Genomic DNA, 26,946 nt, shown 5'->3' on the forward strand with positions numbered 1-26,946 from the left:
GGCATGTAACGGCCTGCCCTTCATGAGACAATGCCCCAAACGCAGCGGCAATCCGCCGAGGCGGCGGCCATCAAACGGGCCTGGCGTCAGGCGGCCTTGCGCATTTCTTCGCCCGGCCAGCGCGCCCATAACGCTTCCGCACGCGCCGCAACCACTTTCGCCTGCGCGTCCTTGACCGGACCGTATCCGCGCACGTCCATGGGCAGACCAGCCAGCGTGACCGCAAGCTCATGATTATCTTCCCGAAGCCCGGCGATCAGCCGGTCCAGTGCAGCTTCGAACTCCGGGATCGCCTCGCGTTCGGCGCGGCGTTCTTCACTGTAGCCGAAGATATCCAGCGTCCCGCCGCGCAGACCTTTCAGCTTTGCCAGCAAACGGAAAACGGGGAGAATGAGTTTCGCGTTGAAATCATATTTCTTCGGACGTCCGGTGCGCAAGTCCTTCGCCGCGAACAGCGGCGGCGATAACTGCAGCTTCATCTTGTAATTGCCAGTGAACTGCCGCGCCAGCTGGTCCGCGAAACGGCCGTCAGTATAGAGCCTCGCGACCTCATATTCATCCTTATATGCCATAAGCTTATAAAGCGATCTTGCCGCGGCTTCCGAAAGCGCGGTAGACCCCGGACGCACCGCGTCTTCGGCCGCGCGTACCGCAGCGATCCTGTGCGCGAAGCGATCCGCGTAGGCGCGGTCCTGATATTCAATCAGTTGCGCGTGCCGGCGATTGATAATCTCTTCCAGTGTTTCGGAAAGCGGCTCAGGCGGTGGGCCCTTGGCATCCTCCACCATGGCCGTGACTTTCGCCATATCGTGCGCCAGCAGGCGGCCAAGCGCAAACGCGCGCTTGTTGAAGTCGATCGCAACGCCATTCAGTTCGATGGCCGCCGCGATACTGTCATGCGACAGCGGAATTAGCCCCTGCTGCCAGGCATAGCCCGTCAGCAGCATGTTCGTACCGATGGCATCGCCAAGGAGCGCTGTCGCAATCGTATCACCGGCGACGAAGCTGGTGGCATTCGGGTTGGCAGCCTCCCGGATACGCTTTTCGATGGACTTCGCCTGGAAGTCGAGATCACGGTTGCGGACAAAGTCGCTGACCGGCGCGATATCGGCGTTGACGACGGCGGCGCTGCGTTCCTTCGACATCATGTTTTGACCGGCGCGATCGGCGGCGACCACGGCATCAAAGGCCAGTACCAGATCGGCACCGCCCGTGATGATCCGCGGGCTGGTGAGCGCATCGTCGCTCTCCGCCAGGCGGACGTGCGAATAAACTGCGCCGCCCTTTTGCGCGAGGCCGGCCATATCGGCCGTCGTGGCGGACTTGCCCTCAAGATGCGCGGCCATGGCGATGATCGCGGAGATGGTCAGCACGCCGGTGCCGCCTACACCAGTGATAAAGACATTATAACCATCGCCAGGAGACATAATGCCGGGCATCGGTACGCCGGTCAGGTCAACATCCTGGCTTTTCTGTTTTTTGATCTCCGCGCCTTCAATGGTGACGAAGCTTGGGCAGAAACCTTTGAGACAGCTGTAATCCTTGTTGCAGCTGGACTGGTTGATGCGGCGCTTGCGGCCGAATTCGGTCTCCAGAGGCTCAATCGACACACAGTTGGACTGCACCGAGCAATCACCGCAACCTTCACAGACAGCGCTGTTGATCATCACGCGTGTATTGGGGTCGGGAAATGTCCCGCGTTTGCGGCGGCGGCGCTTCTCGGCGGCACAGGTCTGATCATAAATGATGACGGATACGCCGTCGATCTTTCGGAATTCCTTCTGAATATTGGTCAGTTCGTCGCGGTCTTTCACCTCGACGCCGGAGACGCGGCCACCTGGATACCGATCCATGTCTTCGGTCAGAACGACGACTTTCTTCGCGCCCTCGGCCAGCATGGAAGCGGCGATATGTTCGACGGAGACTTCGCCGTCATGCTGCTGCCCGCCCGTCATCGCGACGGCGTCATTATAGAGAATCTTGTAAGTCAGGTTAACGCCGGACGCGATCGCCTGGCGAATGGCCAGAATTCCGGAATGGAAGTACGTGCCGTCACCAAGATTGGCGAACAGGTGCTTTTCATCCACAAATGGCGCTTCGCCGACCCAGGTGACGCCCTCGCCGCCCATCTGCGTGAAGCTTTCGGTTTCCCGATCCATCCAAAGTGCCATGATGTGGCAGCCAATGCCTGCAAGCGCCCGGGAACCTTCAGGAACCTGTGTCGAACTATTGTGGGGGCAGCCGGAACAAAAATAGGGCGTGCGACTAATCGGCGCTTTGTAATTGTCGATCAGTTCAACGCGCCGGTCGAAATAGGCAAGGCGGTTCCGAATTTCCTCGGTGTCATGATAGGGCTGGATCCGCCGCGCGATCACATGCGCGATCATACCGGGTGTCAATTCATTGTCAGGATTGAACACCCAGGCGCCATGCTGGTCGGTTTTGCCGACAACCCTGGGACGGACGCTGTCCTTCCAATTGTACAGCTGCCAGCGCACCTGATACTCTATGAACTCGCGCTTTTCCTCGATGACGAGGACTTCTTCCAACCCCTCGCAGAAATTCTGAATGCCCGATGGTTCCAGCGGCCAGGGCATGCCAACCTTGTAGATACGAAGGCCGATGTCCCTGGCCATGTCTTCGGTGACGCCCAGTTCGTCGAGAGCCTCCATCGTATCGGCATAGGCCTTGCCGGTCGTAATGATGCCGAGGCGCGGCTTTGGCGTGTCCCAGACGATCCGGTCGATCTTATTGGCCTTCGCAAAGGCCATCGCCGCGAACCCCTTATAGCGCTGCAGACGCGTATCCTCCTCACGCCACACGTCATTGGGGCGAATTCCAAGGCCGCCGTCAGGCATGTCGAATTCGGGTATGATGATCTGGCGATTCTCACAGGCGAGGTCGATCGTCGCGGATGTCTCGGCTGTATCTGCCGTGGCCTTGAAACCCGCCCACGTCCCGGCGAACCTGCTCAGGGCGATGCCAAGCAGCCCATATTCGACATATTCCTGCACATTCGCAGGGTAGAGAAACGGCACGAATGCCGCCTGAAAATTGTGATCGGACTGGTGCGGCAGCGTGGACGATTTCGCGCCGTGATCGTCGCCGACAATTGCCAATACGCCGCCATGCTGCGTCGTCCCGGCAGCATTTGCATGCTTCACCACGTCCATGGCACGATCGAGGCCCGGCCCCTTGCCATACCAGATACCGAAGACGCCGTCATATTTCCGGTGCTGGTTCATGCCGACAAGCTGGGAGCCCCAGACGGCGGTCGCACCCAACTCCTCGTTGATACCTGGCTGGAAAACGATGTCGTTCTCGGCAAGCATCTTCTTGGCGCGCCAGAGTTCCTGATCATAACCGCCCAGCGGTGAGCCGCGATAACCCGAAATGAAGCCGGCCGTGTTCAGGCCCGCCTCTCTGTCACGGCGTTTCTGGATCAGCGGCAGGCGAACCAGCGCCTGTAGCCCGGACATCAGGACGCGCCCTTCATTCAGCTGATATTTGTCATCCAGACGAACATTATGAACAAGCGCGGGCGTCGCGGCCATCACAGGTCTCCCAAAGAATGGGTCAGCTATACTGACCATTTTTGGTCCACGCAACAATGCTGCGCCGGATATGATCCCTGCGTTACGGAATGCTAACGAGACATGTCGACGCTTCCGCCAGGCATTCGCACCTCGATCAGCTCCAGCGTTTCTGATGTATATAGCTGACAGGACAATCGCGAATTGCGTGCCGCGCCGAACGCGAAGTCAAGCATATCCTCTTCCTCCTCGGTCGGGTCCGCCGGCGCCTCGCCCACAAAATTCGTCATCAATACGTGACAGGTGGAGCAGGCCATCTGTCCCTCGCATGTTCCTTCCAGCGGCATACCCTCATTCTGCCCCAGTTTGAGGAGTTGCTGACCCGGAGGTGCGTCGATTTCCGCCCTCACATTTCCGCTGGAATCGAGGAAGCGCACCCTTGTCATGCGGCGGCCCGCCGCTGCGCCTCTATGGCGTCATTGATCATGGCGGCAGCTCCTTCGATGTCGGCCTGTGTCGTAAACCGCCCCCAGCCCATGCGCAGGCTGGCCTTTGCGAGAGGCCCCGAGAGCCCAAGCGCTTCAAGGACGTGGCTGGTCCGTCCTTTCGCACTGGCGCAGGCCGCGCCCGACGATATGGAAAGTCGGCGCAAGTCCGCGATCAGCCTTGCGCCATCAATATCGGCAAAGGCGATGTTGAGATTGCCATGCCAGCGCGAGGCCACGCTGCCATTGATGCGGTGCGGATGCGGCAGGAGTGACGTCATGATGTTCCACATTTTTTCTGCATGCTCAGCGTCTTCCCGCATTCGCCCGGACGAGATTTCCGCCGCTTTGCCAAGCCCCGCAATCAGCGCAGGAGCAAGCGTACCGGATCTCAGACCATCGCCCTCCTGGCCGCCGCCATGCATTTGCGGCGACAAAGTCACGCCGGGCCTGACGATCAGGGCCCCGATCCCTTTTGGCCCGTAGATTTTGTGGCCGCTCACGCTCATCAGGTCGATGTGCATGGCCTCGACATCCAGCGGAATCTTGCCAAAACCCTGCGCGGCGTCGGTATGAAATAACGCCCCTGCGGCCCGCGCGCGCGCGCCAATGGCCTGAAGCGGCTGGATAACGCCAATCTCGTTGTTCACCGCCATCACGGACACCAGCGCGACATCGTCGCCAAGTGCCGCGCCGAGCGCATCAAGCGACAGAAGTCCGCCCGCATCCACTGGCAGCACGGTCAGTTCATAGCCCTGCCGCTTCAGCCAATGCGCGCTTTCCAGCACGCAGCTATGTTCAGTGGCGACGGTGACCAGCCGGTTACGCCCCGCGGGCGCCGCCTGCATCGCGCCCTTCAGCGCCAGATTGTTCGCCTCGGTTGCGCCGGAGGTGAAGATACAGCCTTCGGAAGCAGCACCAATCAGACCCGCCACCTGGTTTCGCGCCACGTCGATGATCGCCCCGGCCTGCCATCCAGCGCGATGATCCGAATGCGGATTCGCGAAATATGTTTCCCAATAGGGCTGCATGGCGTTCAGCACGCCGGGATCGACAGGCGTCGAGGCCTGATAGTCGAGATATATGCTCATGCCGCTTTCCGCCGCGCCGCCAGTCGCTCCCAGATATCGCAAAATGCGTCGACATGGGCGTCGGTGGTGGACCAGCCAGTGCTGACCCGAATGGCCTCCGCCGCTTCCGCCTCGGCAATGCCCATGGCCCGCAGCACGTGGCTGGCGGCAACTTTGCCAGAGGAACAGGCCGCGCCGGACGATACGGCAATGCCCGCCATATCGAAGTGGATAAGCTGCATCGCCGCCTGCGCGCCCGGCATGCGGATCATGCTGGTCGTCGGCAGGCGCTCGGCATCGGCAGCAAAGACATGTGCGCCGGCAGCGCGAAGGCGCGTCTCCAGCCTGTCACGCCGTGCCGCAGCGTCATTCAGCCAGCCGCGACGACAGGCGGACACAGCCGCGGCGAAACCGGCAATGCCGGGAAGGTTTTCAGTGCCGCCGCGCTGTCCGCGCTCCTGACCGCCTCCTTTCTGAAGGGCGGAGAGTCCCGTCGCACAGCGGGCGATCAGCGCGCCCGTTCCCGGCGGGCCGCCAAGCTTGTGCGCCGAAACGGCGAGGAAATCCGCAGGCGGCAGGGGCATTTTCCCCGCGGTCTGTACCGCATCGACGAACAGCTTGCCGCCGGTTGCGTTGACCAGTTCGTATATCTGCGCAATCGGCTGGATCGCGCCGGTTTCATTATTGGCATGCATCACGCCAACCAGGGCTGGCCGGCCATCCAGCAGCGCTTCGAGCGCACGGAGATCGACGGTCCCGTTAGCATTGACAGGAACCCGCGCGGCATCCGGCGCCGCCGCCAGCACGGCGCTGTGCTCGATTTCGGACACGAAGCGGCGGTCTGCGGCGACGCCCTGCATGGCAAGCGATGCGGCTTCCGTACCTCCGCTGGTGAAGATCAACTGGTCGGGCAACGCCCCCAGCCCCGCCGCAATCTCCTCGCGCGCGGTTTCCAAAGCGCCGCGCGCGCCGCGCCCGGGAGCGTGAACAGACGAAGGATTGGCCCAGTTCACCGCCGCATCCCGCATGGCATCGACCGCTTCGGCGCGCATGGGCGCGGTGGCGTTCCAATCGAGATATATGTGTTCATTGCGCGACAAGCGGGATTCCGTTGAGAATTGACGTGGTCTGCCTATATAGGCGCTCCTACGCGCTCTGTGCGAACTCGTAAATTCCGGTCCCGAAAGCTTCGACAATATGCCTGAAGTCATTATTCCCGGCCCCGAGGGCCGTCTGGAAGGTCGTTACACTCCTGGCCGCGCGCCGCGCGTTCCCGTTGCCATCATCCTGCACCCACATCCGGGAACCATGAATGACGCACTGACGCTGGCGATGTACAATAGTTTCACGCGGCGCGGCTTTGCGACGCTGCGATTCAATTTTCGCGGTATCGGCAAAAGCCAGGGCGAATTCGACAATGGCATTGGCGAGCTATCCGACGCCGCCAGCGCGCTTGACTGGGTACAGCAGTTTAACCCGGAGGCGCCCTTCACCTGGGTCGGCGGCTTTGCTTTCGGGGCTTGGATCGGCATGCAGCTTCTGATGCGCCGCCCGGAGATTCGCGGTTTTCTGTCACTGGCTCCCCCCGCGAACCTTTATGATTTCGGATTTCTCGCCCCCTGCCCGTCGTCGGGCCTGATTCTGAACGGCGCATCCGACGAAGTCGTGACGACCGGCGGCGTGCAGAAGCTGGTCGACAAGCTGAAAACCCAGAAGCACATCACGATCACGCATCAGGTGATGGACGGTGCCGGCTACGGCTTCCCGGGGCGTCATGACGAAGTGATGGCCATCGTGGATCACTATGTCGACATGCGCCTTTCAACCGACTTGGCGCGCTAGGCCCGGATCAGGCGCGGTGTAAAGTACCGCCGATAACCGGTTCGGAAGGGCCGCTAATCTCGGGAAAACTGGTCGGAAGGCCGCGCAGGTGCCGCACGGCCATCCACGCAAAGCCTTCCGCCTCCAGCGCATCGCCGTTCCAGCCTACGCTCTCCACCGGAGCAACATCGATCCCTGCGCGCGCGGCGATCATCCGCATCAACAGCGGATTATGCCGCCCGCCGCCCGTAACGAGCAGCCGCTGCGGTCGCTGGGGGACATGCGCCAAGGCAAGCGCCACGGTTTCCGCAGTGAACGCCGTCAGGGTCGCCGCGCCATCGGCGGCACTCAGCCCGCGCGTCGCACCCGTTGAAAAATCCAGCCGGTCGAGTGATTTCGGCGGCGGCCGGTCGAACCATTCGAGGTCGAGCATGTTCGCGAGCACATCCTGGTGCACCGCCCCTGCCCCCGCGATCCGCCCGCCATCGTCATAGGGTACACCCGACATAACCCTTACCCAATCGTCGATCAGGGCGTTGCCGGGACCGGTGTCAAAGGCGATCAGCGCGCCGTCATCCCCCAGCCATGTCAGATTGCCGACACCGCCAAGGTTGAGGACGCCAAGTGGTCTGCCGAGCGCTTCTGCCCGCGCGCGGTGATAGGCTGGCAGTAGCGGCGCGCCCTCACCCCCGGCGGCGACATCGGCACTGCGCAAGTCATCGACGACATCAATCCGTGTCAGCTGCGCCAGGACCGCGCCGTCACCGATCTGCCATGTCCAGCCCCGATCGGGACGATGGGCCACGGTCTGGCCATGAAACCCAATAATATCCGCCTGTTCACCGAGTTTCTTCACAGCTTCGGTATGAAGTAAGGTCAGCCTTCTTGCCAGCGCGTCAAACGGAGCGCCCCTCCTGGGCGCATCGGCCGCCAACGCCGCTTCCACGGCGCCGCGAATCTCGGACCGGACCGCTTCGTCATAATCCAGGCTGATGGCAGCGAGCGGCTGGATATGTGCCTCTCCGTCCGTTTCGATAAGGGCGGCATCGATTCCGTCCATCGACGTTCCGGACATCAGGCCGATGGCCCGGTAAAGGCGGCTACTCATGTTGCGAACCCCATGCTAAGCGCGCCGCCATCATGACGACATATTCCTCAAGCCTTTTAAACATGCTCAGTGAGCGCGGCTACATCCACCAGATCACCGATGCCGAGGGTCTGGACGAGAGAGCCGCCGCTGCGCCGATCACGGCCTATATCGGCTTCGACGCGACCGCGCCGTCCTTGCATATTGGCAGCCTCGTTCAGATCATGATGCTACGGCGGCTGCAACAGACAGGTCACAAGCCCATCGTTTTGATGGGGGGCGGCACGACGAAGGTGGGCGATCCATCCGGAAAGGACGAATCGCGGCGCATGTTGGACGACAGCGGTATCGACGCGAACATTGCGTCGATCCGCGCCGTGTTCGAGCGCTTCCTGACATTCGGTGACGGCCCGGCCGACGCCATGATGGTGAATAATGACGACTGGCTGTCGAAGCTGGAATACATCCCCTTCCTGCGGGATATCGGCAAGCATTTCACCATAAACCGCATGATGACGTTCGACAGTGTCAAGCTGCGCCTTGAGCGCGAACAGCCGCTGACCTTTCTGGAATTCAACTACATGATCCTGCAGGGATATGATTTCCTGGAACTGTTCCGTCAATATGATTGCGTTTTGCAGATGGGTGGCAGCGATCAGTGGGGCAATATCGTCAATGGGATGGAACTGGTCCGGCGCGTTGAATCCGGCCAGTCATTCGGCCTGACAACACCATTGATCACGACCGCGGACGGTAAGAAGATGGGAAAGACGGAGACGGGCGCGATCTGGCTTAACGAAGCCCAGCTGCCAAGCTACGATTACTGGCAATTCTGGCGCAATACCCAGGATGCCGACGTCGGCCGCTTCCTGCGCCTGTTCACCGACCTTCCCCTCGGCGAGATCGCGAAGCTGGAAGCTGCGGAAGGCGCGGACATCAACGGCGCAAAAGAAATCCTGGCGAATGAGGCCACGGCCCTTTGCCGCGGAGCGGATGCCGCCGCGAGTGCGTCGGCGACCGCGAAGGAGACTTTTGCGGGGGGAGGAGCCGGAGACGACCTTCCCACGCTGACCGTCGAGACTGAAATCAGCATTGTCGATGCGCTTATCGGCATTGGCTTTGCCGCATCCAAGGGAGAGGCGCGGCGCCTGATCAAGGGCGGCGGTGCCCGCGTCGATGGCGAGCAGGTTCGCGATGAAACCAGCTTGGTGGGGACCTCCGCCGAAACGCGCATTTCCGCAGGCAAAAAACGACACGGCGTGCTATTGCGGCGTTAGTATGTCCGCTTCCGGGTTGGAACTTTATGTAAATGCGGTTAATTAATTATGCAGTAGCCCGGTAATATTTTGGCCGATGCGGTCTTCAGCGCATCACCCGATCAACCTCTGCGCTATTCGGTCCTGCCATGTATTTTCGAAAGGATGTCAGCACAGTCGTGAACATGCTGACGCTTCCCACGCGGCCCGTTTTGCGGCCATTCGGCTTGTTTCAATCGCCAGGAGCCCAGGTTCTTGGCGGTATACTTGTCGCTGTCCTGCTGCCGTGGCTTGTGGCCGGTCTGATCAAGCCTGGCGCTATGCTTAGCGACAATGAGACGATGACGGCAATGGGATGTGCCGCCGCGCTCATGATCGGCATCTATATTTTCCGCCGGTTTGACCTGTTTCCCGGCGTGCGGCGTTTCGCTTATGTCATCCCCAGCTTCATGACCAGCTATGCGATTGTCTTCGCGGTCTTTTTCTTTCTGCGGCTGGACTACACCCGGCTCATGTTCGTGTTGAGCTTCATGGGGTCGATCAGTCTGTTCGTCATGGTATGCCGCTATTCGCGCGCCTCCACGAGCCAGCGTTTCTACATCGTTCCCTTCGGCAATATTCAGTGGCTCCGCGAACGTGGCGACCTTGACAAGCTGTTTCTTCAGGAGCCCTATTTCCCCGGCGAACCCAATGCCATACTGGTTGCCGATCTGCGCGCCGACCACGGCGAGATGTGGGAGCGCTTCATCGCCAAGGTCGCGATTGCGGGCTTTCCGGTCTATCACACGAAACAGCTCCGCGAATCTCTCGAAGGGCGCGTCGAGATTGAACATCTGTCAGAGAATAGTTTCGGTTCGCTGCTGCCAAATCTGAATTACCGGAATATCAAGCGCGGCTGCGACCTGCTGGCGGCAGCCTGCCTTTTGCCCCTCGTCGCCATCAGTTTCGTGATTGTGGGGCCGCTGATCAAAATGTCGTCACCCGGTCCCATTTTGTTTCGCCAGAACCGGGTCGGATTTCGCGGGCGGCAGTTTTCCGTACTGAAATATCGCACAATGACGTGGCAGCCAGAGCCAAATAGTGACGACGACAGGATCGAGGCCGCGAAGACCAAGACCAACGACGTTCGCGTGACGAAGCTCGGCAAGGTCCTGCGCCGCACGCGGATCGACGAAATTCCGCAGATCCTCAACGTCCTGATGGGTCAGATGAGCTTCATCGGGCCGCGTCCGGAGGCCGTTCCGCTCGCCGAATATTACGAGGAGCGCCTGTCACATTATAATTATCGGCACATCGTTCGGCCGGGGATCAGCGGCTGGGCGCAGATCAATCAGGGTCACGTGGCGGAACTCAACGAAGTGCAGGAAAAGCTGCACTATGACTTCTACTATATCAAGCACTTCTCCGCGTGGCTTGATATGGTGATTGCCCTTCGTACGCTTGCGACCATGGCCACGGGATTCGGTTCAAAATAAGCCGTGGCGCGCGTCAGCCTGACCGTAGCAATGGCACGGCGGCATCGCGCTCGAAAAGATATACGAGTGTCCGCATTGCCTCCCTGCGCGGGCTGGTCGCAAAGCCTCCCTCATGCTCCAGAAACAGCTTGGCATCGGCGCGCGCGGGATCTGCCAGCCGCATAATGTCCTCCGCGACGGCGACGCGGTAACTGCCTTCACCCGATTGACGCGTGCCAAGAAGCTCGCCGCCGCCGCGCAGTTGCAGATCTTTTTCCGCAATCTCGAACCCGTCATTCGTTCCCCGGATCAGTTTCAGGCGGTCCCGCGCCGTTTCGCTGATCTGCGGCGCCCGAAGCAGCAGGCACACGGAGCGCCCGCCGCCGCGCCCGACACGGCCGCGCAGCTGGTGCAACTGAGCCAGACCGAAGCGCTCCGCCTGCTCGATCACCATCAAAGTGGCTTCGGGCACATTGACGCCGACCTCGATTACCGTGGTGGCGACCAACAGCTTTATGTTCCCCGCAGCGAACGCCGCCATAACGGCATCCTTGTCGGGCCCTTGCATCTGCCCGTGCACCATGCCGACGACATCCGCGCCAAACCGGCTCTTAAGCAAGGCAAATCGCGCTTCCGCCGCCGCAAGCTCACCTGAAACTTCGCTTTCCTCCACAAGAGGACATACCCAATAGGCGCGCCCGCCGCTTTCCAGCAGGCGTCCGGTACTTTCGACAACATCATCCAGACGGTCCTGGCTGATCACCCGCGTTTCCACCGGCTCGCGTCCCGGCGGCATCTGGTCCAGCCGCGATTCATCCATCTCGCCAAATTGCGTCAGGGTCAGCGTGCGCGGGATCGGCGTTGCCGTCATAACGAGTAGATGTGGCGGCACCTTCGCCTTCGCCGTCAGTGCCATGCGCTGGTTGACGCCGAAACGGTGCTGCTCGTCGATGACGGCGAGGGCCAGGTCCTTATATGTCACTGCATCCTGGAAGATCGCATGTGTTCCGACCAGAATGTCGATGCTCCCCGCTGCCAGTTCCGCATAGATCGCCGCTCGTTTCGCGCCCTTCTCCCGTCCGGTCAGAATGGCGCAGCGTACGCCCGTGCCGAGCAACATGTCGTTTAGCGTCGCGTAATGTTGCCGAGCCAGCAATTCCGTTGGTGCCAGCATGGCCGCCTGCCCGCCTGCCTCAACGGCGCGCAGCATCGCGGCGAGCGCAACCGCCGTCTTGCCGCTGCCCACGTCGCCCTGGAGCAGGCGTAGCATGGGCGCATCCTGCGACAGATCGCCGATGATCTCCGCGATCGAGCGCTCCTGCGCGCCGGTCAGGCGATAGGGCAGACCGGCGCGGAATTTCGCAAGCAGCCGATCGTCGCCGACAAGCGCCCGTCCCTTCCGCTGCCGCGACGCTGCCCGGATGGACAGCAAGGCCACCTGATTGGCGAGCAGTTCATCATAAGCGAGCCGCGATTTTGCCCGGACTTCATCCTCTGCGGCATGCGCGCGCCGCAGCGCATCCGCCCAACTTGGCCATTGCTGCGATTTCACGAAATGCGCATCGGCCCATTCATCGACCCTGGGTAATGCGTCGAGCGCGGTCGCAGTGAGCCCCGACAGCTTCTTGTTGGTCAGACCTTCGGTGAGCGCGTAGACTGGTTCGCGCTCCGGAATTTCGCCGCGCTGTTGGGGCGATACCACGTGGTCCGGATGCACGATCTGCAACTGGTCCCCATATTCATCCAGTCGGCCAGAGATTAGTCGCTTCTCACCAGGTGGCAGGATCTTCCGCGCATAACCGCGGTCATGGAAATAGACGAGGCTGGCGAACCGGCCGCTTTTGTCGCTGACACGTACCCGCGTCGGTCTGCGGCCGTCGCCGTCATCGATCACGTGTACCTCGACCTCTGCGATCACGACCTGTCCAACCATGGCAGGATCCAGCCTCTCGACCGGAATTCGCGGTACGTGCTGAACCGGCAGATGATAGGCTAAATCGACGACCCGCTCGATCTTCAGCTTCGTCAGCTGTTTTTTCAGGCGCGGCCCGACGCCGTCCAGCGTGTCGCAGGGTGCGAACAGGGGGTTGAGCAGTTCGGGGCGCATATCTAGGTCCCCTTATGTGAATACCGAAACCCAGACACAAGATGATCCGCTGGCCGCGCGCCGCAGACGCCTGAAATTTCGTTCCTGGCACAGGGGAACGAAAGAGGCCGACCTGCTGATCGGTGGTTTTTGCGACCGGCATTTGAACAGCTGGGGTGAGGACATGATTGCGTGGTACGAGTCTCTTCTGGAAGAACAGGATGTCGACATCATGGCCTGGGCAATCGGCACGCAGCCTGTACCTGAACGCTTTCAGGGCGCCGCGATGGATGCCATGAAGGTCCTCGATTACATTCCCATGCCCGAAAAGAGCGCGAAAACTTGAAGCAGATCCAGATGATTGCCGCGGCATCGTCGCCACTTGCAATCGGCGGTGTCCCGGGCGGCTATCTCCCTCTCCTGATGGCGGAACTCGCCCGCACGGCGGCCTCATCGGGCGGACGCACAATCTTCGTTGCGCCCGATGACATGGCAGCCAGCAACCTTGCCGACGCGGCCATCTTTTTCGCGCCTGAGCTTTCGGTCATCCAGCTGCCCGCGTGGGATTCGCTGCCTTATGACCGTGCCTCTCCGTCGCTGAAGGTCGGCGCCGATCGTGTCGCAGCTCTCGCCGCGCTCTTTGAGAGGACCAGGGGCCCGGAGCTGGTGGTCACGACGGTCAACGCCCTCACCCAGCGCACGCTTACCCCGGATCGGGTGCGCGAACTTACCATCACGCTCGCCGCGGGCGAGACCATCGAACCGGCCGCCCTTGCAGAGCGTCTGGCGGCAAATGGTTTCACGCGCACCGACACGGTGCTGGAACCCGGCGAGTTCGCGATACGCGGCGGCATTGTCGACCTGTTCCCAGGCGGCCGGGAGCACGGCCTGCGCCTCGATTTTTTCGGTGATGAGATCGAATCCCTGCGCGCCTTCGATCCGGGCAGCCAGCGAACGATCGGCGACGCCGATGCCCTGACGCTGCGTCCGGTCAGCGAAGTCCTGCTGACCGATGCGGCCGTCACGCGCTTTCGCAAGGCCTATGTTGAACGGTTTGGCGGATCGTCGACGGGAGATCCGCTGTATCAGGCGGTCAGCGAACGCCGCCGTCTCGCCGGCATGGAAAACTGGCTGCCCCTGCTCGAAGAAAAGCTGGGAACGGTTTTCGACCTTTTGGGCAGTAATGACGTCATCATTGCCGACGAAGGTGACGCCATGGCTGCCAGCCAGCGTTTCGAGGCAATTCAGGATTATTACGACAATCGCCTGCAGGCCCTGGAGAAATCCCCGGGCAGTTATCGCCCGCTACCGCCGAACGCGCTTTATCTGACGGCGGACGAATGGGCCGACGCGCGGACGGCGCATAATGTGCATACCGCATCGGCCTTCTCACGCCCGGAAGACGAGGCCGGTGGCGTTGAATTTGACGTGCGACCCGCGCGCGACTTTGCGCCAGAACGAAAATCGGGCGATGGAATCTATCGCGCGCTCGGCGCGCATGCCGAAACACTGCGCAAGGCTGGCAAGCATGTCATCTTTGCCAGCTATACCGACGGCGCGCGCGATCGTCTGAAAGGACTGCTCGACGAAAACGACATCGGGCCGCTGGCCGACGTGTCGAGCTGGACCGAAGCATGCGCCGACAAGGATCGGATGGCGCTTGCGGTCCTGCCGCTGGAACATGGGTTCACATCCGACAGCGTCGCTGTGATCAGCGAGCAGGACATGCTGGGGGACCGCCTTGTTCGCCGCGCAAAACGTGCGCGCAAGGCAAATGCCTTCATGGACCAGCTGGCCATGATGACCCCCGGTGACCTGGTTGTGCATGCCGATCACGGCATCGGCCGATATGAAGGACTGATGGCGATCGATGTCGGTGGACAGCCGCACGATTGTGTCGCACTCACCTATGCAGGCGATGACCGGCTGTTCGTCCCTGTGGAGAATATGGATGTGCTGTCGCGTTACGGCGCGGGGGAGGACGTTGTCCTCGACCGGATGGGCGGTGCCAACTGGCAGGCCAGGAAGGCGCGCGCCAAGGAGCGGATCGGCGAAATCGCCGCTGAATTGATCCGTACCGCCGCCCAGCGCGCGCTTCGCGAGGGCAGAAAAATGGCGGTGGAGCCGTCCCAGATGGGCAGCTTCATCGACCGTTTCCCCTACGAAGAGACCGAGGACCAGCAAAACGCGGTCGACGACACGTTGAACGACCTGGCGAGCGGAAAACCGGTAGATCGTCTGATTGTCGGCGATGTCGGATTTGGAAAGACGGAGGTTGCGATGCGCGCGGCCTATGTCGCGGCGCTGGAAGGCCAGCAGGTCGCCGTTGTCTGTCCCACGACCCTGCTCGCACGGCAGCATCACAAGAACTTTTCGGAACGTTTTGACGGCCTTGGTGTCGAAGTCGGGCATCTTTCCCGTCTGGTGAGTCAGAAGGAGGCTGCCAAAGTCAAAGCGGGACTCAGCGACGGCAGCATCGATATCGTTATCGGAACGCACGCCCTGCTCGCCAAGTCGCTGGATTTCAAACGCCTTGGCCTTGTGATCGTTGATGAGGAACAGCGTTTCGGCGTGACGCACAAGGAGCGCCTGAAACAGCTGAAGGCCGATGTGCACATGGTAACCCTGACGGCGACGCCGATCCCCCGAACGCTGCAAATGGCGATGTCGGGCATGCGGGATATGTCGCTCATCGCGACACCGCCTGTCGACCGCCTGGCGATCCGCACCTACGTCATGCCATGGGACCCCGTAGTGATGCGGGAGGCGCTGCTGCGCGAGCATTATCGCGGCGGGCAGAGCTATTTCGTGACGCCGCGTGTCAAGGACATCCCCGAACTGGAGGAGTTTTTCCGCGCCTATGTGCCCGAGGTCAAATATGTCGTCGCGCATGGCCAGATGAGCCCGACCCAGGTCGAAGAACGCATGAGCGCGTTTTATGACAATAAATATGACGTGTTGGTCTCAACGACCATCATCGAAAGCGGCATCGACATCCCAAGTGCCAACACGATGATTATTCACCGCGCCGATATGTTCGGCCTCGCCCAGCTCTATCAGCTTCGCGGCCGTGTGGGACGGGCGAAGACGCGCGCCTATGCCTACCTTACGACCGCGGACGACAAGCCGCTAAATCCGGCGGCGCAGAAGCGTTTGCAGGTCCTCTCGAGCCTGGACTCTCTTGGCGCCGGTTTCCAGCTGGCCGCACAGGACCTCGATATTCGCGGCGCCGGCAATCTGCTTGGCGATGAACAGTCAGGGCATATAAAAGAGGTTGGCTTCGAACTTTACCAGTCGATGCTGGAGGACGCGATGATGATGGCCAAGGCCGACGCGTCAGGCCTTGACCGCCCGCGCGAGGCGTTCAGCCCGCAGATCAATGTCGATGCCGCCATTCTCATTCCGGAAGATTATGTCAGCGACCTGAACCTCCGCATGTCGCTGTACAAACGGCTCGGTGATCTGGCGTCCCGTGAAGACATTGACAGTTTTGCGGCCGAACTTATCGACCGTTTCGGCAAGTTGCCGGATGAAGTGAAAAACCTGCTGCAAGTCATTGAAACAAAGTCACTCTGTAAGATTGCGAATATCGATAAGATTGAGGGGGGCGCGAAGGGAGCGTTGATCTCGTTCCATGACAATCGGTTTGCGCGGCCGGACAAGATGATCACGTTCCTGCAGCGCAACGCTGACGTCGCCAAGCTGCGCCCGGATCAGAAACTGTTCATCAAGCGGGACTGGCGCAGTCCGCAGCAGCGGCTCGCCGGCACATTGAAGGTCGCCCGCGCCATGGCGAAGCTGGCAGGTTAGAGCAGGCTCACGCCGCTCTGACGCGCACAAGGAAAGCATCGACCTCCGCTTGCAGCGTCTCGGCCTGAGCCGCCAGATCAGCGGCGGCGCTCAGCGATTGCTGGGCCGCTTTGCCGGTTTCCCCAATGCCGAAGCGCACACGTTCGATATTGTCGGCCACAGTCTCGCTGCCGCTTGCCGCCTGCTGCGTATTGGTCGCGATTTCCGTCGTCGTCATTGATTGTTCCTCAACCGCAGCAGCGACGGTGGCGGCAATGCCGTCAATTTCGTCGATGGTGGCGGCAATGCGGTCGATCGCCTCGATGGCCTGCCGCGACACCTGCTGGATACCGCCGACACGTTCGGCGATCTGCGTCGTCGCGTCGCTCGTCTGGCTCGCCAGCGCCTTGATTTCTCCGGCAACGACCGCAAAGCCGCGTCCGGCATCGCCGGCACGCGCGGCTTCGATCGTGGCGTTGAGCGCCAGCAGATTGGTCTGTTCGGCAATATCATTGATCAGGCCCACGACCTCGCCGATCTTGCTCGCATCCTCGGCCAGCCCGGCGACGATCTCGTCCGTTGATCTGGCAACCTCGGCAGCGCTTCTGGATTTGTCTGAAGACTCGACGACCTGATATGAAACTTCCGCGAGCGATCTCGCCATCTCGTCGGACGCATTGGCGACGGCGAGCGCGTTTTCACTCGATACCTGCGCCGTCGCGGCGACCTCGGCCGTCACTTTCGCGCTCGTTTCGGCCGCATTGGCAACCTGCTGCGCTCCCGCTTTGATTTCTTTCGCGGCGCTACCGACGGCGGCCGCGACCCGGCGCACCGACGACTCGAAACTGTTCGCAAGTTCCACCAGCGCCTTGCGTTTTTCCGCTTCCGCCTGCTCGCGCGCGGCAATTCGTTCCTGAGCCCGTTCCTGATTTATCGCGGCTTCGCGCGCGCGGCTCTCATCCGCGGCGGCGCGTTGCTTTTCAATCTCACCTGCATTTCGCTGGAACACGACGACCGCCCTGGTCATCTCGCCAATTTCGTCTTTGCGGTCAGGGCTTTCAACCAGCACATCCTGCTCACCGGTCGCAAGGCGGCACATCAATGCGGACAGCTCGGTAATTGGCCGTGAAAGAAGGTGCGTGCTGGCCAGCGCAATCAGCAACATTGCCAACCCGCCCATCACGAGCATGACCACCAATATGGTCACCAGCGCGTCGTATATGCGGCTTCCCCGCGCGACCGTCCTATCGAAATCGGCGGCAAGCGTCTCGTAAATCCGCCCGGCCTCCTCATCAAAAGCCGGGCCGACATCCTTGACCAGCCTGAGTGTGGCTTCGTTTCGGGCGTCGGTCAGCTTTGCCAGTTCATCCAGCGCGCCGTCATAGGCGACGACATCTGCAATCACATTGTTCGTCTGGGCGGTTAGCGTGGGCGCCCCTTCAGCCGCGCTGAAGACCGCGTTCATCGAGTCCTCGAGGTCAAGCAGACTATTCTTGGCAAGCCGCATCTGACCCTGATCACCGCTGGTCCGATAATTCTGCACGGCTATTCGCGCCTGAGAATAGTGATTGAGAGATACGCCAGTCCGAAAGGAAGCGAGATAATTGCCGGTCCGGTAGCTGCTTTCATTCATGTCGCTCAGCTCTTCGCCGATCTTTGGCCCAAGCGGTTCCAGCAGCGCGGTCCAATGCGCATCGATCGTTTCCTGCTTTTCCACGATGACGGCGAACAGCTCTCGAAAATCCGACAGCAGCCGGGAAAGCGTCTCGACGGCTTGCGATACGGACGTCCCGCTGGAATTCACGCGTATATTGGTCAGCGCGTCCTGCGCAGTCGAAATATCTTCCTGAGCGAGGCGTTTATTTTCCGCCGAGGGGTCTATGACAAAATTCTTGATGCGGTCCTCGGCAGCGCGCACGGCCGTCTCGGCGTTACCGACACGTGCCTCACTCTCGATCATGGTCCGCGCCTGTTCCGCCGCGGTGGCTGTCTTGAGCAGGCCGACAAAAACCATGACAATGGCGAGGGCACCGAAAGCGCCGAATATACTAAGCGCCCCGATAACCTTCCGGTTCAGCGACCAGTCGCACGTCTGTTGCTCAAGCCATAGCATGAGATCCAGCATCCATCCCTTGGCCCGGTTGATTGCTGGCATCTTGTTTTGGTTCCTGACTGCAAATGTGCGGTTCAGGCTCCTGCTTAGAAAAGGGGCGTTTCGGGATGGTTAACCCGAAGGCTACACCGTTCTTATTTTTCGCACCGCTCCGCGCAGCGCGTCGACGCCCTGCGCGCCGACCACCATCCCGCGGCGGTCGATTAAATATGTGGGTACTCCGCTGATCCCGAGGTCCCGGGCCTCCGCCGCCTGGCGGTCGACGATATCCATATCCGCGTCGCTATTAAGCAGTTCGGCGAGCACGTCGCGGTCCATTCCCGCGGCTTCACCAAGGTCCAGCAGAACCGCTGCCTCGCCAATATCAAGTCCATCCTGAAAATAGGCCTTGAACAGTCCTTCGGAAACGGCCTCGCCAACGCCCTGGCCCGCGGCCCAGCGATTTAGCCTGTGCGCGTTTCCGGTATGGGGGACGCGCTCTATACGATCCAGATTCAACGCTATTCCTACGGCATCGGCGGCTGATTGAAGCGCTTCGGCAACGGCCTTTGGCAGGCCATCGGGGCCAAACTTCTGCATCATGAGGGTCTTGCGATCCGCGCCCTCGGGCGGCAAGTCGGGGTTCAGGTAATATGGCCGCCAGTGACGCGATACGGGCATTTCGCGTGCCAGCGCATCAAGACCGCGCTTTCCGATCCAGCACCAGGGACATACGAAATCGCTGACCACTTCGACGATCAGCGGATTTTCCGCCGTTACCAGGCTTGCTTCAGGCACTCACGGCCTCGCTGCGTTTGTGCCAGCGCTTTGTGAATCCGACCAAATCCTTAGGTGACAGGGCCTCTGCGCACAGAAAACCCTGATACCAATTGCAGCCTTCACGCACGAGCAGGTCCAGCTGCGCCTGTGTTTCGACACCCTCCGCGATAACGGTCATGCCCAGTGATCTGGCCATATCCACCACGCCCCGCACGATGATCTTGTCGCGCACTTCGCCCTCAATGTCGGCAGCGATGGTCTTGTCGATCTTCAGATAATCGAGTGGCAAGGATTTCAGATATGCGAGCGAGGAATAGCCCGTCCCGAAATCGTCGATGGCGATGCGGATGTCGCGTGACCTTAACCCCGACAGCATCGCAGCTGTCCTCTCCAGATTTTCGACCAGCCCCCCCTCGGTAATCTCCAGCGTCAGGCGGTCCGCGGGAAACCCGGTATCATCCAGAATCGCCAGCAGGTCCGGGACGAAATCACTTCCGCGCATATCTGCGGCCGTGACATTCACGGACAGGCGCAGGTTGCTCATATGCGCAGGCCAGTTCGCCGCCTCATGACAGGACTGACGCATGATGTTACGGCCAAGCTCGACACCGAACTCGGCGCGCTCGGCGGTCGCCAGCAGGGTTTCCGCAGGCAACAGGCCATAGATCGGATGTTCAAGCCTCACAAGCGCCTCGACCCCCGCTATGGCCCCGTCGACGGCATCAACCTGCGGCTGATAACGGATATCCAGGACACCTTCACGCGCAGCCTCACGCACCACCTGCTCAAGGCTGGCGAGCCGCGCGGGATCGTCCTTGCGTCCGGACAGGTAGACCTGAAAACTGTTCGGATCCAGTTCCCGCGCGCCGGAAAGCGCGGAACTTGCCCGGTGCAGCAGGTCATCGGCGCGTTTCACCGTGGCGTCCGCGGCGGCGATTCCCATCCGGCAGGCCAGGTGAATCACGCGGCCTTCGATGACGAACGGGCGCTCGAACAGTTTCGCGACGGCCTGGCTGAAGAATACGGCGTGGTTCAACATCGCCGGGCCGAACTGCACGATGGCGAATTCCGCGCCGCCCAGCCGCGCGACAAGCGCGTCCTTCAGGTCGCGTTCTTCCATCAGGCGGCGAAGCCGCCTGCCGATCGCCTGCAGCACGCTGTCCGCGACAGGTCGTCCGTGCGCCGCATTCACCTGATCGAGCCGCGAAATGCCGATCAGCGTGGCGATTGCCGCCGGCTCATGCTCCCGCGTTTTGCCAAGTACTTCGTCAAGACGCGCCCGCACATTGGTCAGGCTCGCCAGCCCTGTCAGCGCGTCATAATGTACCGAAAGGCGCTGCTGCGCGGTTGTCGTGTCCAGGTTCTCGACAGTCGACGCCATCCCCTCAAATTCGCCGCCTTCGCCGATCAATGGCCGTACGTGGTGCAGCACCGTAAGCGTCTCACCGTTCACATGCGTCAGATGACGTACCGTACCGGGAACCTGTGCGGTGCCCAGCGATCTCAGGGCATCTCTCACCTTGCCGATATCGCGAAAATCGATGAACCGCATCGCCTGCGTCACCGTGACCCTGTGCTTTTTTTGTCCAAGGCCAAGCATCTGAGACATGTCCGGCGAAAACTCGACCAGGGAGTCGCCCGCGTCCCAGCGCCAGGCAGGCGACAGCGACAACATCGCCTGCGCTTCGGCAACCGCAGCTTCAGTGCCGCTCGCCCGCATACGCCGTATCGACCGCTCCACGAACTTCAGGGCGGTGCCCAGCTGTTCGGCACCGAACGGGCTGATCAGATAATGTGTGGCACCGACATCGAAGACACGGTCGAGTTCACCGCCGTCCTTGCGCGACAGCAATACCAGCAGGCCGCCGCGCCGGGCCAATACCTGTTCCGCAAGCGAGCGCGCATATTCCAGCCCGGAATCAAGCGCGCCGCGGGCATCGACGATGGCAATGAAGGCGTGCGACCCGCGATAGGACCTTCCGACATCTTCACCGGGGACACAGGAATGCACCGATCGGCCGGTCTGCTCTATGGCAGATGCCGCTTCGCGCTGATAACGCGCGGAACACAGAAAGACTGGCGTCCGCTGCATACGCTCCGATCTAGCCCCCTATCATGCATCAAATACGCCGATGCGATGAAATTCCATGTATAGCGAAAGTTGAGCCGCTGACCAGTGTCGTCTCCACCAGCTTGCCCTCACCTCTATGAGAGGATACGCGGAAGACTGACATGAGCTCGCAAAATGCCCCCCTGGTCGACAAGTTCGGCCGCCACGTGACCTATCTGCGTATTTCGGTGACGGACCGCTGTGACTTCCGGTGCACCTATTGCATGGCGGAGGACATGACATTTCTGCCGCGCACGGAAATCCTGTCGCTAGAGGAGATCGACCGGATTGCGAGCGCGTTCGTGCGCCGCGGTGTGCGGAAACTCCGGCTGACGGGCGGGGAGCCGCTGGTGCGGCGCGGCATCGTCACGCTTGTCGAACGCCTGTCCCGCCATCTGGACAGCGGCGATCTTGACGAATTGACGCTGACCTCGAACGGCAACCAGCTGACAAAGCACGCCGCAGCGCTTGCCAATGCCGGCGTCAAACGAATCAATATCAGCCTCGACACGCTCGACCCGGAGCTTTTCCGGAAGCTTACCCGCTGGGGTGATTTGTCACGGGTGATGGCGGGTATCGATGCGGCGACTGCCGTGGGTATGCATGTGAAGCTGAACGCGGTGGCCCTGCGCGGCCAGAATGAAGACGAACTTGAGACCATGATGACCTGGGCGCATGGACGCGGCCATGACATGACATTTATCGAAACCATGCCGATGGGCGATACCGGCGAAGACCGCGCGGACCATTACCTGCCCCTTTCCATCGTTCGTTCCCGTATTGCGGCACGTTATACACTCACGCCTCTGGCGATCACGACGGGCGGACCTGCCCGCTATTTTCAGGTGGAGGAGACTGGCCGGCGGCTTGGCTTCATCACGCCGCTGACGCATAATTTTTGCGAAAGCTGCAACCGGGTCCGCCTGACGGCGACTGGACAGCTCTTCATGTGCCTGGGCCAGGAGGACCGCTCCGACCTGAAAGCCATCATCCGCGCCACGCCAGACGATACTGACCTCGACGCCGCGCTTGACGAGGCGATGACACGCAAGCCCAAGGGACATGATTTCCTGATCGCGCGCGGCGCGCACTCTATTTCGACGCCCCGCCACATGAGCGTCACCGGCGGATGAGCGACCGGAAGGCCGCCCTGATTGTTTCGCAGACGCAATCCGCACGCGATGCCGGGCAGCTCCTGATGCCCCTGCATGACTGGGTATCATTGGAGGAAGCCGATATCCTAGTGGCCCTGGGCGGCGACGGGTTTCTGCTGCATACACTGCATCGCATGATGGAGACCGGCAACATCAAGCCGGTTTTCGGCATGAATCGCGGCACCGTCGGTTTCATGATGAACGAATTCCGCGCAGACGGCCTGCAGCAGCGCCTGCGCGCCGCGAAGAGTTTTCGCTTGCATCCCCTGAAAATGGATGCACGCACGATATCCGGCGAGCATGTCGTATCGCCCGCGATCAATGAAGTGTCGCTCCTGCGCGAAACCCGTCAGGCAGCCAAAATCGAAATTTCAATTGATGGCCGGGTGCGGATGGCTGAGCTTGCCTGCGACGGCGTCCTCGTGTCCACGCCCGCCGGATCGACCGCCTATAATCTCTCGGCGAATGGCCCAATTCTGCCGCTGTCCAGCGATCTTCTTGCGCTGACGCCGATCAGTCCCTTTCGCCCGAGGCGCTGGCGAGGCGCGCTGATTCCCGACAGCGCGACGGTCGAATTCCGCATGCTGGAAGCGGGAAAGCGTCCAGTCTCGGCCGTTGCCGATCAGCGCGAGGTACGCGACGTGTCGGTCGTGTCGGTATCGTCCGATACGCAGGTCTCGCTCGACCTGCTCTTCGACCCTGACTACGCTCTGGATGACCGCATCGTCATGGAGCAGTTTCTCACATAGTCGTCAGACTAAATTAATCGATGCTTGTCATCACGAAAGGGCGTGGCTATAGCCGCGCCTTCAGCGTTCCCCGGTAGCTCAGCGGTAGAGCAATCGACTGTTAATCGATCGGTCGTCTGTTCGAATCAGACCCGGGGAGCCAGAGATTTCCAGGGTTCGCATTTCGATGAAGTGCGGACCCTTTTTTCGTTGCGGACCTGGTGGTGCGCCGAGCCTCCAATTCCGGTGCACCCGGCGGTCAGGAGGTAGAGTCAGCACACGATATCAATCGCTTCCCAAACGAAACTGTACGGCGATTTCGACCATATGTGGCTGGCCGTCCGGCGGCGGCGGGATATGTTTGACCCGGTTCGGCATTCGGATGGCTTCGCGGTCCAGAATGCCGGAGCCGGTCTTCTGAATCAAATCGACATCGCCGATGGTACCGTCGGATAGAACGTGCACGCGAATCCGCGCCACGCCTTCATCGCCGCGCATGACGGCGCTGCGCGGATAGTCCTGCATCAAGGCGATTTGACGCTGAACCTTCACAGTCCATTCCTGTGCCGTCGCTGGCAACGCGATCGTAAGGACCGCTGCAAATACCGCAATCAAGCGCATCAAATTCATCGCTTAGCTCCGCATGTGGCGCTTGGCGACCGGATGGTCGACAACCCCGTAAAATGCTAAGCTAAGGGCGATCTGGTTTAGAAATCATTGCCAAACGCGATGACAATTTTGCGGGCGGCAGGTTCGCGGAATCATGCGTTCGCGTCAGACCTGCCGCTCGACGACCATCTTCTTGATTTCGGCAATGGCTTTTGCCGGATTGAGCCCCTTTGGGCACACATTCGAACAGTTCATGATCGTATGGCAGCGATAGAGGCGGAAGGGGTCCTCTAGCGCATCAAGGCGCTCGCCGGTCATCTCGTCTCGGCTATCCGCCAGCCAGCGATACGCCTGCAGCAGGATCGCCGGGCCAAGAAATTTCTCCTGATTCCACCAATAGCTTGGGCAAGCCGTTGAGCAACATGCACACAGAATGCACTCGTACAGGCCATTCAGTTCCTCGCGCTGGTCCTCGGACTGAATGCGCTCCTTACCGGCGGGCGCGGGCGTCTTCGTCTTCAGCCACGGTTCGATGGAAGCATATTGCGCGTAGAAATGTTTGAAATCGGGAACGAGGTCCTTGATGACCTCCATATGCGGCAGCGGCGTGATCTGAACATCGCCGGACAGTTCTTCGATAGGCTGCGTGCAGGCGAGCGTATTTGTCCCGTCGATATTCATCGAGCATGATCCGCAAATGCCCTCGCGGCAGGACCGGCGGAAAGTAAGCGTCGGGTCCATCTCGTTCTTGATCTTAATCAGGGCATCAAGGACCATCGGTCCGCAGCTACCCATGTCGACCTCATACGTATCGAGCCGCGGATTTTCATCATCGTCCGGCGACCAGCGATAGATTTTAAAGGTCTTGACGGCCTTGGCTCCATCGGGAGCTTTATATACGCGCGTCTTGCCGGTCATCTTGCTGTTCGCGGGAAGTGCGAATTCGGCCATGTGTGAAACCCTTGTCTGTATGAGTGTCCGTGTCAGCCACCCGGTGTTTTCGCGCCGAGCGTTAGCGCCAAGTGCGCCGCAGGTCACCCGTCCTTTTTGTCGCCCTGTTCTGCCACCGCGCCCGCGCGGCGCCGCAAAATCTCTTCGCATACCCGGTAGGTACGTTCATTATCGACGTCGATGGCATATTCGCCATTCGACAGGATAACGGGCCGGATGTCGATCCCCAAGCGACGCGACACGCTTATCATGCCCTTCTGGAGCGAAACGAGGCCGAAGCGCATGCGAATGAGATTCCAAAGCCCGAACGCGCTTGCGATACGCCTGGGATTCTTCATGAACTGGCCGCCTTCGCGAAAGATTTCAGCGCTTTCGATAACCGCCAGATTCGAAATCGCATAGCTGTTGCAGTTCGCGTAGGAATCATCGGCAAAATCATAATAATTCCGCTGCCCGTCCGGGTGCGCGGCCATGACATCGGCTTTCCGCGCAAGCAAAAACAGCGCCTCCGCGCCCGCTTCCACTTCCGCAACGATCCGGTCGATCACTTCGGCCTCAATCAGAACATTATCGGCTGTGGTGATAAGATATGGCCCCTCACTCACAGCCGATGCTGCCGCGTAGACGCTGTCTGTGATCGACGTCTGCGCCGGGCTTAACATCACCGCCATTGGCGCAATCGTCTGCCGCACCAGGTCAAACGCTTCTTCGTCGATGCTGACAACAATCTCGCCGACATGCGGATGCGCCTTCAGAACCTCCAATGTACGGACGATCAGCGGCGTGCCCAGAATTGGTGCCACGCATTTGTGTGAGACGCCCAGCATCTCGGCGACCGGATTAACCTGCCCGACGCGCTGTCCGGCCAGGACGATGGCCGTCACCTTTTTCACGGCAATAGCCCATTGCGCGACAGGCTTTCCGCCAGAATCGTCTCGATCAGTTCAGCATGGGACATGCCTGCGAGGCCGGCCGAAATACTGATGGTTTTCTTCGACCATAAATTGCAGTTCAGATTGACTTCAAGAAACATCAACGTGCCACTTTCGGGATCGAGACGAAACTCCCAGCGGCCATAATCGAACGGCAGATATTCAGGCAGCAGCTTGTACGTATATTCGTATATCTGAGGCAGCCATTCCGGATCATCATAGGGCACCATCTTGTAGCGCTGCGGCCCATCTGAGAGATTACGCTTTTCCTCATAGGTCCGCAGGATCGTCGGGTCCGCCTGAACGTTCATCTGTGTCGGCAGGATGATGGGTTTGCCGTTCATGGTGATGACGGAGACTTCGATGTCGTGACCACTCAGGAATCGCTCGACAATCGCATCATGGCCCTCGCCATGGATCTTGGCGACAGCCGCCTGCACGCCGGGCCAGTCGGTCGCGTCGCTGACGCCCCAGCTGGCTGAAGATGCGTTCGGTTTGATGACGAAGCGCTCGCCCTTCGGCATCTTCGCTTCTTCCATCGGCGCACCGCGGCGAAAGATCGCCCAGTCCAGCGTCGGCACGCCAGCGTCGCGGGCGGCCATCTTCGTCAGATGCTTATCGTCGGACATGCCGCGAATGATCGGGCTTGCCCCCAGATACGGAATGCTATGGCGATTGCAGAGCAGCGGCAGCAGCATCTCGGAATTCAGAAACCCGCCGCGATTGAGTAGCGGAAACACGAAATCGACATCTGGCCTGTCGAAAAGCGACTGGTACCGGTCGGCCAGAACGAGATTCAACCCGATATCTTCAAGAACCGTGCGAATTTCGTGGTGATAAGTCGCATGCGTGCCATCGGTGGGATGCGGCGTGCCGTCACCAAGCGCATGCTTGGCGATGAACATTACCTTCAGCCTGGCCTTGGCGTCTTCGGAAATGGTCAGTGGGGTCGGAAGATCGGACAAGCTCGGCCTTTCTAAAGCGGACTTAGGCGGACTTTCGCGCGCCT

Annotated in this window: 20 protein-coding genes and 1 tRNA gene; 8 read left to right on the top strand and 13 right to left on the bottom strand. The window is 60.6% G+C overall.

The features are described from left to right. Nucleotides 1–86: 86 nt before the first annotated feature. The 4 genes from KCG44_RS08900 to KCG44_RS08915 all read right to left on the bottom strand — a co-directional run bounded on the left by KCG44_RS08900 (nucleotide 87) and on the right by KCG44_RS08915 (nucleotide 6,188). Nucleotides 87–3,554, bottom strand: coding sequence for an indolepyruvate ferredoxin oxidoreductase family protein (locus tag KCG44_RS08900; RefSeq protein WP_218445728.1), 3,468 nt, complete (start codon nucleotides 3,552–3,554; stop codon nucleotides 87–89). A gap of 92 nt (nucleotides 3,555–3,646) precedes the next feature. Beyond that, nucleotides 3,647–3,979: a 2Fe-2S iron-sulfur cluster-binding protein gene (locus KCG44_RS08905; protein WP_218445729.1), complete on the bottom strand. Its 333-nt coding sequence runs from the start codon at nucleotides 3,977–3,979 to the stop codon at nucleotides 3,647–3,649. Further along, entirely contained in the window at nucleotides 3,976–5,109 is a 1,134-nt protein-coding gene (locus KCG44_RS08910; protein ID WP_218445731.1) for a cysteine desulfurase family protein, read from the bottom strand. Before KCG44_RS08910 ends, KCG44_RS08905 begins: the two co-directional genes overlap by 4 nt. Further along, entirely contained in the window at nucleotides 5,106–6,188 is a 1,083-nt protein-coding gene (locus KCG44_RS08915; protein WP_255536454.1) for a cysteine desulfurase family protein, read from the bottom strand. Before KCG44_RS08915 ends, KCG44_RS08910 begins: the two co-directional genes overlap by 4 nt. 97 nt (nucleotides 6,189–6,285) lie before the next feature. Here KCG44_RS08915 and KCG44_RS08920 point away from each other — a divergent pair, with 97 nt between their 5' ends. Then, complete coding sequence (locus tag KCG44_RS08920) at nucleotides 6,286–6,930, top strand: alpha/beta hydrolase (protein ID WP_218445733.1); 645 nt, start codon at nucleotides 6,286–6,288, stop codon at nucleotides 6,928–6,930. Between the two features lie 7 nt (nucleotides 6,931–6,937). Here the strand turns inward: KCG44_RS08920 and KCG44_RS08925 are convergent, their stop codons facing one another. Continuing rightward, entirely contained in the window at nucleotides 6,938–8,017 is a 1,080-nt protein-coding gene (locus KCG44_RS08925; RefSeq protein ID WP_218445735.1) for an anhydro-N-acetylmuramic acid kinase, read from the bottom strand. Between the two features lie 32 nt (nucleotides 8,018–8,049). Here KCG44_RS08925 and tyrS point away from each other — a divergent pair, with 32 nt between their 5' ends. Together tyrS and KCG44_RS08935 are read left to right on the top strand one after the other, a co-directional pair. Next, entirely contained in the window at nucleotides 8,050–9,273 is a 1,224-nt protein-coding gene (gene tyrS, locus KCG44_RS08930) for a tyrosine--tRNA ligase (RefSeq protein ID WP_218445737.1), read from the top strand. A 164-nt stretch (nucleotides 9,274–9,437) separates the two neighbouring features. Continuing rightward, nucleotides 9,438–10,727, top strand: a complete 1,290-nt coding sequence (locus KCG44_RS08935; RefSeq protein WP_255536503.1) for a sugar transferase — start codon at nucleotides 9,438–9,440, stop codon at nucleotides 10,725–10,727. Between the two features lie 13 nt (nucleotides 10,728–10,740). Here KCG44_RS08935 and recG read toward each other — a convergent pair whose 3' ends face one another. Then, the gene (recG, locus tag KCG44_RS08940; protein ID WP_218445741.1) at nucleotides 10,741–12,813 is read right to left on the bottom strand and encodes an ATP-dependent DNA helicase RecG; all 2,073 of its coding nucleotides are present in this window, start codon (nucleotides 12,811–12,813) and stop codon (nucleotides 10,741–10,743) included. Nucleotides 12,814–12,829: 16 nt separating this feature from the next. On the opposite strand from recG, the gene KCG44_RS08945 reads away from it, so the two are divergent. Next, nucleotides 12,830–13,138: a succinate dehydrogenase assembly factor 2 gene (locus tag KCG44_RS08945; protein ID WP_369411958.1), complete on the top strand. Its 309-nt coding sequence runs from the start codon at nucleotides 12,830–12,832 to the stop codon at nucleotides 13,136–13,138. Next, entirely contained in the window at nucleotides 13,135–16,602 is a 3,468-nt protein-coding gene (gene mfd, locus KCG44_RS08950) for a transcription-repair coupling factor (protein ID WP_439651443.1), read from the top strand. Before KCG44_RS08945 ends, mfd begins: the two co-directional genes overlap by 4 nt. A 7-nt stretch (nucleotides 16,603–16,609) precedes the next feature. On the opposite strand, the gene KCG44_RS08955 is transcribed toward mfd, so the two are convergent. The 3 genes from KCG44_RS08955 to KCG44_RS08965 form a co-directional block, all read right to left on the bottom strand. Continuing rightward, the gene (locus tag KCG44_RS08955) at nucleotides 16,610–18,736 is read right to left on the bottom strand and encodes a methyl-accepting chemotaxis protein (protein WP_218445743.1); all 2,127 of its coding nucleotides are present in this window, start codon (nucleotides 18,734–18,736) and stop codon (nucleotides 16,610–16,612) included. An 81-nt stretch (nucleotides 18,737–18,817) separates the two neighbouring features. Next, nucleotides 18,818–19,471, bottom strand: a complete 654-nt coding sequence (locus KCG44_RS08960; RefSeq protein ID WP_218445745.1) for a DsbA family oxidoreductase — start codon at nucleotides 19,469–19,471, stop codon at nucleotides 18,818–18,820. After that, nucleotides 19,464–21,545: a putative bifunctional diguanylate cyclase/phosphodiesterase gene (locus tag KCG44_RS08965; protein ID WP_218445747.1), complete on the bottom strand. Its 2,082-nt coding sequence runs from the start codon at nucleotides 21,543–21,545 to the stop codon at nucleotides 19,464–19,466. The genes KCG44_RS08960 and KCG44_RS08965 overlap by 8 nt, the downstream gene beginning before the upstream one ends. 140 nt (nucleotides 21,546–21,685) lie before the next feature. Here KCG44_RS08965 and moaA point away from each other — a divergent pair, with 140 nt between their 5' ends. The 3 genes from moaA to KCG44_RS08980 all read left to right on the top strand — a co-directional run bounded on the left by moaA (nucleotide 21,686) and on the right by KCG44_RS08980 (nucleotide 23,608). Beyond that, the gene (gene moaA, locus KCG44_RS08970) at nucleotides 21,686–22,696 is read left to right on the top strand and encodes a GTP 3',8-cyclase MoaA (protein WP_218445749.1); all 1,011 of its coding nucleotides are present in this window, start codon (nucleotides 21,686–21,688) and stop codon (nucleotides 22,694–22,696) included. Then, on the top strand, nucleotides 22,693–23,466 hold the full coding sequence (locus KCG44_RS08975) for an NAD kinase (protein WP_218445751.1): 774 nt from the start codon (nucleotides 22,693–22,695) through the stop codon (nucleotides 23,464–23,466). Before moaA ends, KCG44_RS08975 begins: the two co-directional genes overlap by 4 nt. A gap of 67 nt (nucleotides 23,467–23,533) precedes the next feature. Then, nucleotides 23,534–23,608 (top strand) — tRNA-Asn (locus tag KCG44_RS08980). Nucleotides 23,609–23,730: 122 nt separating this feature from the next. Here KCG44_RS08980 and KCG44_RS08985 read toward each other — a convergent pair. The 4 genes from KCG44_RS08985 to KCG44_RS09000 form a co-directional block, all read right to left on the bottom strand. Continuing rightward, nucleotides 23,731–23,997: an energy transducer TonB gene (locus tag KCG44_RS08985; RefSeq protein ID WP_218445753.1), complete on the bottom strand. Its 267-nt coding sequence runs from the start codon at nucleotides 23,995–23,997 to the stop codon at nucleotides 23,731–23,733. A 222-nt stretch (nucleotides 23,998–24,219) separates the two neighbouring features. Then, nucleotides 24,220–25,005: a succinate dehydrogenase iron-sulfur subunit gene (locus KCG44_RS08990; protein WP_218445755.1), complete on the bottom strand. Its 786-nt coding sequence runs from the start codon at nucleotides 25,003–25,005 to the stop codon at nucleotides 24,220–24,222. Between the two features lie 83 nt (nucleotides 25,006–25,088). Continuing rightward, nucleotides 25,089–25,898, bottom strand: coding sequence for an NTP transferase domain-containing protein (locus tag KCG44_RS08995; RefSeq protein ID WP_218445757.1), 810 nt, complete (start codon nucleotides 25,896–25,898; stop codon nucleotides 25,089–25,091). Further along, nucleotides 25,895–26,902: a D-alanine--D-alanine ligase family protein gene (locus tag KCG44_RS09000; RefSeq protein ID WP_255536456.1), complete on the bottom strand. Its 1,008-nt coding sequence runs from the start codon at nucleotides 26,900–26,902 to the stop codon at nucleotides 25,895–25,897. Before KCG44_RS09000 ends, KCG44_RS08995 begins: the two co-directional genes overlap by 4 nt. Nucleotides 26,903–26,946 lie beyond the last annotated feature (44 nt).

Source organism: Pacificimonas pallii (assembly GCF_019204005.1).
GTDB classification, from domain to species: Bacteria; Pseudomonadota; Alphaproteobacteria; order Sphingomonadales; family Sphingomonadaceae; genus Pacificimonas; species Pacificimonas pallii.

Excerpts from the sequence above, each read along its gene's own strand:
- tyrS (WP_218445737.1), top strand. The coding sequence starts at position 8,050 with ATGACGACATATTCCTCAAGCCTTTTAAACATGCTCAGTGAGCGCGGC.
- KCG44_RS08920 (WP_218445733.1), top strand. The coding sequence starts at position 6,286 with ATGCCTGAAGTCATTATTCCCGGCCCCGAGGGCCGTCTGGAAGGTCGT.
- KCG44_RS08975 (WP_218445751.1), top strand. The coding sequence starts at position 22,693 with ATGAGCGACCGGAAGGCCGCCCTGATTGTTTCGCAGACGCAATCCGCA.
- moaA (WP_218445749.1), top strand. The coding sequence starts at position 21,686 with ATGAGCTCGCAAAATGCCCCCCTGGTCGACAAGTTCGGCCGCCACGTG.
- KCG44_RS08935 (WP_255536503.1), top strand. The coding sequence starts at position 9,438 with ATGCTGACGCTTCCCACGCGGCCCGTTTTGCGGCCATTCGGCTTGTTT.
- KCG44_RS08925 (WP_218445735.1), bottom strand. The coding sequence starts at position 8,017 with ATGAGTAGCCGCCTTTACCGGGCCATCGGCCTGATGTCCGGAACGTCG.
- KCG44_RS08955 (WP_218445743.1), bottom strand. The coding sequence starts at position 18,736 with ATGCCAGCAATCAACCGGGCCAAGGGATGGATGCTGGATCTCATGCTA.
- KCG44_RS08910 (WP_218445731.1), bottom strand. The coding sequence starts at position 5,109 with ATGAGCATATATCTCGACTATCAGGCCTCGACGCCTGTCGATCCCGGC.
- KCG44_RS08900 (WP_218445728.1), bottom strand. The coding sequence starts at position 3,554 with ATGGCCGCGACGCCCGCGCTTGTTCATAATGTTCGTCTGGATGACAAA.
- KCG44_RS08965 (WP_218445747.1), bottom strand. The coding sequence starts at position 21,545 with ATGCAGCGGACGCCAGTCTTTCTGTGTTCCGCGCGTTATCAGCGCGAA.
- KCG44_RS08905 (WP_218445729.1), bottom strand. The coding sequence starts at position 3,979 with ATGACAAGGGTGCGCTTCCTCGATTCCAGCGGAAATGTGAGGGCGGAA.
- KCG44_RS08990 (WP_218445755.1), bottom strand. The coding sequence starts at position 25,005 with ATGGCCGAATTCGCACTTCCCGCGAACAGCAAGATGACCGGCAAGACG.
- recG (WP_218445741.1), bottom strand. The coding sequence starts at position 12,813 with ATGCGCCCCGAACTGCTCAACCCCCTGTTCGCACCCTGCGACACGCTG.